Origin of the sequence: Pseudoxanthomonas sp. (assembly GCF_036845285.1) — a bacterium.
Lineage (GTDB): Bacteria > Pseudomonadota > Gammaproteobacteria > Xanthomonadales > Xanthomonadaceae > Pseudoxanthomonas_A.
Genome location: NZ_DAIUEE010000030.1, coordinates 1 through 4,680, shown reverse-complemented (window position 1 = coordinate 4,680; position 4,680 = coordinate 1). Strand labels below are relative to the sequence as shown.

Here is a 4,680-nt window from a genome sequence, read left to right as displayed (position 1 = left end):
AGACTTCGATCCAGCAACTACGGCCCACTCTGGTCCGGAAAGGCTAGGAATTACCAAAAAAATTCACCTAACCTCTTTATATTCAACTCCTTGCGCGTCGAAAATCGCAAAACCATACGCGTGATTGAGCCTTGAGAGTATTATCTAAATAATCCTAATTTATTACGTATGCGTCAGAAACTTACACATTTGAGATTTCTGTACCAATCGTAAATTCATCAAGAAGTGCCACTCAAATCCACCCAAAAACAGTACACCAGACCATCCTAAAGTAAACCCTAAATCTCTCTTCTCTCTGGATTGCACATTCCAGTCAGGCCGCATATCTATCCACATGCACTGATCTGGCGATAGATCACACCTTCAGGCTTGACAGTGTTCTGCGCTGCGTCAAAACAGGCTATAGCGTTTGCTTCTTCCGTCGCCCTCCGGTCATGGAAGTTGGCCCTCGGATGCGCAAATCCCGTAGTGCCTCGCACTTTCGAGCTTGACAGGCACACGCGCTGCCTTAGCTCTAGCGCATGCAAAAATCAATTACCAGCCACCAGCCACCAGCTCCAACTCCAGATCCAGATCCAGATCGCCCTGGAGGGATTGCCCGAAGACCTGCCACCCGGCTATCCCAACGAGCTCGATTTTTCCCCGATCATGAGTCAGATCTCAAAACTCCAGCAACAGCACGTGATGCTCTGCTTGTCCTCATGGGTCTCACTTAACGCCTCTTGGCTCCAAGATCAGGGCTTTCTGTTGGACCGCAGCTGGCTACCCGATGGTCCCCGATCGGTAGTCATGGTCTATGCCGACAACGACATCCAGACGCGTCTGTTTGAAGAGGCCGGCCTACCGGCCACCCGACACGCCGCGGTCAGGCCATTGATCAGGCAGCTCAGCGAGGTAGCGTTTGAGCACCAGTGGCCTTTGATTGCCGAGGTGGTCTGCGACCTCAATGCCATCAAATGGAACCCTCACCACGCCCGCTGCGTGCTCATAGAAGCCTTGGACGACATCATGGAGGACGGCGAAGCCTGGCTCGATGCCCACTACGCCTATCGCCAGGCGGCCTCGCTGGACGGGCTCACGCCCCAGGCGCCCAACGAGCGCGCCCGCGGCAGGTTGTGAGCGGTGTGTGGTGTGGTGGATGTGATGACCCATGCACCGTCAATTGACGCAGGCGAGATCTGCGCTATCACTGAGGTGAACTCACAGCGGACCATCCATGCCCTGGACGCAAGACCACCTCATCCCTGCGCTCAATCTTCTGCCCACCTGCTTGGAACCAGAGGACGAGATCCCCAACTTTCACCGCTTGAAGTTGCGCATCGCGGTTATCGAGCGTCAGCACTTCATACTGAGCTTGCAGGAGTGGGTAGAGGTCAACGCGCACTGGCTTGGAACCCACGGACTGCGCCTGCACTCCGGTCGCCAGGACACCCACGATGGCCCCAGTACGCTGACCTACTTTGAGCGCTTCGATGACAAGCAGGCCCATACCGGCATTGACACTGCAGAGCGGGACGAACAAGTGGACCGGCTCATTGCCCTGCTCGACCTGCATTCCACCCCGATCAACGAAGCGTTCATCGGGCTAACGGTGGAAGACCTCAACCACATCAGATGGGACCCCCAGCATTTCCGACAGGTACTGGCATTCAAGATCGCCGATATCGTTCCAGATGCCTATACGTGGCTGGGACGCCACAGTGCAGCAGGGCAGGCCAAGTCTCTTCGATCCAGCACCGCTCCCCTGCGCCCCGGTCCAAGCCGACCACGCCTGTGAGCGCCTCAAACGATCTGCCTCGGCTGTAAGCAGCGCTAAGCAGTCTGGCGGGAGCGGCTCTTGAACGCTCACCGCCAATCCGGCTGAGCGAGCCGCTCATCCCAAAGCGTGCAAGACTGCAGACGGGGAAGAATTCCAGTTCTGGGGGCGGATATGTTTCGACGCATTGAGTCTGTTACTCAGGCCGCAGTGTGGGACGGCTTTGATGGGCGAGCTGGGGGCGCCCCGGATTTCGCCCGCTACAACCTCTTGTATGGCTGGAATGCCTCTGGCAAGACCACTTTGTCCCGCGTCTTCGCGCTGTTCACGCCCTCCGGATCTCCCCGGCTGCCTCTAGGCGCTCGCGCTCGCATACGCGTTGGGGAAGACGTTCTAGATAGCCAGAAGGACCAGGACCGCACACGGTTTCCGGTTTGCATCTTCAATCGTGATTTCATCGATACCAACCTCCAACGCGAGGACTACACCCGAGCCCCCGCCTTGTTCATCGTCGGCGCAGACAACATCAGGCTCAGCAATCGCATTGCCATGCTGACCAAGCGGCGCGAACGCGTTGCCACGATGTATCGCGCCGCAAAGAAGGCACAGGATGAGGCCACCACGGCACGCGAGAAGGCCGCTACGGACTTAGCACGCGAGTGCGGCAACGTCTTGGGTATTCGCAACTTCCGAGCCCCTGATCTTCGCGCGTTGGCTCAGAAGACCGGATCGCCTGCCGCGCACGTACTCGATGAGGCAGCACTGGACGCTGCCATCACGCAAGCCAGGGACCAAAGTGTTCTCAAACCTATTCTGAGCACCTTGCTAGCGCTTCCATCTCGCCTTCCGATGCCGCAGGACATCGAGGGGCTTCTGGCGAAAACGCCGCAACAGACAGCCATCAAGCGCCTGACCGACCACCCGGCCCTAAGCAACTGGATCCGAGCAGGCTTAGGCTTTCATGAGCACACCACCCACTGCGCATTCTGCGGCGGAGACGCGAAGCAAGCCCTTGAAGCCTACGCACGTCATTTCTCCGACGAGTATCGCCAGCAGGACGCGGCCATTTCAGCCGCGATCACCCAGCTTCAACAGCCGCGGCCGGCACCGGTGATACCTCATGAGCGGGAGTGGTCGCCCCAGGTGTGGCCCAAGGTCACCGCTGCACTCACGAACTATCAATCCTGGGAACAGCGAGAGAACCAGATCCATGCCGCATGGTTGGACCTGCTGCGTCAGAAGATCGAAAACATGGAGTCATCCATCGCCGTCGACGCGGTGGAGGACCGCCTCCCCGGCCTGACCGCCATCGTCGCCCAGCTCAACCAAGCCAAGGAAGAACACAACCTGGCATGCAATGAGATGGCAACCCGTCGCCAAGCATCTTCCGATGCCGTCAAAGCTCACTTCGCTGCCCGATTCATCCACGATCCTGGCGCAGCAGAGTTGGTCGAGAAGCTGGACCGAGCGGGCGATAAGCTGGGCAGGGTGACGGGTGTTGGCCAGCGTGTAGCACTAGGGTTGGAGGCAGCCAACACAGAGTTGCAGCGCAGCTCAGTGGCCGCCAGCGAGATCAACGGCCACCTAAGGCGACTTCTGGGAACGCGTCTGTCGGTTGAGCAAGCGCAAGACGGGCGCCTTCAATTCATGCGCGAGGGCACTCCCGCCACGAACATGAGCGATGGTGAGCGCACGGCGATTTCGCTGTCCTATTTCTTGGTGAGCCTAAGGCAGAGGGGCCAACTACTGAGCGATACCATCGTGTTTGTGGATGATCCTATTTGCAGTCTGGATGCCAACCATATCTACGACGTCTCTTCGCTCCTGACGACCCTGCTCATCGAGTGCAAACAGGCATTCGTCTCCACCCACAACTCCGAGTTCTTCAATGCGATCAAGCAGACATGGACCGATCGCACCAAGTTCAAGAAGGATCATGCCGGCTTCTTGATTCACCGTCCTGCCACCGGACACAGTCAATTGAGCGCACTACCCAGTCACCTGGTGAGGTTTCGCTCGGACTATCACCATGTGTTCTATTGCCTTCGCCAGATCCTTGCCAATGAGAGTCAGGATGTGGACGACTATATTCATTGCCCGAACTTGGTGAGGCGTTTCTTGGAGATGTATCTAGGGTTCCGAAAGCCCGCCGCCAGCGGCTACCAAGCCAAACTGGATGCGTTGTTTGACGATGCCGCACTGAGCGCGGCCGTGGCTCGCTACGCGGATGAAGGCTCGCACAGCGTTTCCACACTCAGGCTGCTTGAATTCTCCGACTTCCCTGCCATGTCCCGGGGCATGGTGGAGCGCGTCTTCTCGGCGCTGGAAGCCAAAGATCCCATGCATCATGCCGCGCTCATGGAGGCTACGGAGTGAAGCCACCAGTGGGATGCGCGCGCATAGGTATCCGAGTAGCGGCTCCCTTCTTGGTGGCTTTGCTCGCCAGCTGCGGCGGTAGCGGCTCGGGCCGCTACGCAGACTATGAGGATATGCAGGACTATCCCGAGGACGACTCTGACGCTCGAGAAGGAGCGGCCGAAGAAGCACGGCAGGAGGTCTTTAGCAGCCGCGGCGCCGACAGTAATGGAGTGGGCGCCGAAACCAGCAGTGTCGATGCCTTCTCGGTGGAAGACGCTGGAAACTATGTATGCACCAAGGATTGCTCGGGGCACGAAGCCGGCTTCTCCTGGGGGCAGGATCAGGACGCCACGAGCGCGTCCGACTGCACGGGCAATTTCAGCTCCTTCATCGAAGGCTGCGAAGCGTTCGTTCAAGCCCGCCAAGAGCAGGCTGATCGACTGGCGCAGGATGCAGCAGAAGAAGCTGCGCAAGACGCTTACGATAATTATGAGAGTGACCGCGGTGAGGAGGGTTCTACCCCGAAATCACGGACGGTTGTGAAAGAGCTTGGAACTTCCGATCGC

General features: G+C 58.2%; 4 protein-coding genes. All 4 read left to right on the top strand.

The genetic code is table 11. The annotated features are described in order from the left end of the window. The first annotated feature begins 594 nt into the window (after nt 1-594). On the top strand, nt 595-1,119 hold the full coding sequence (locus V7060_RS18420; protein WP_334180661.1) for a hypothetical protein: 525 nt from the start codon (nt 595-597) through the stop codon (nt 1,117-1,119). 97 nt (nt 1,120-1,216) lie between these two features. Further along, entirely contained in the window at nt 1,217-1,777 is a 561-nt protein-coding gene (locus V7060_RS18415) for a hypothetical protein (protein WP_334180660.1), read from the top strand. A gap of 153 nt (nt 1,778-1,930) precedes the next feature. After that, nucleotides 1,931-4,132, top strand: coding sequence for an AAA family ATPase (locus V7060_RS18410; protein ID WP_334180659.1), 2,202 nt, complete (start codon nt 1,931-1,933; stop codon nt 4,130-4,132). A 53-nt stretch (nt 4,133-4,185) separates the two neighbouring features. After that, on the top strand, nt 4,186-4,680 hold a 495-nt coding region (locus V7060_RS18405; protein WP_334180658.1), incomplete at its 3' end, for a hypothetical protein.

What these genes read in the sequence shown, in the direction of transcription:
- V7060_RS18410 (WP_334180659.1), top strand. Translation starts at nt 1,931, where the DNA reads ATGTTTCGACGCATTGAGTCTGTTACTCAGGCCGCAGTGTGGGACGGC.
- V7060_RS18415 (WP_334180660.1), top strand. Translation starts at nt 1,217, where the DNA reads ATGCCCTGGACGCAAGACCACCTCATCCCTGCGCTCAATCTTCTGCCC.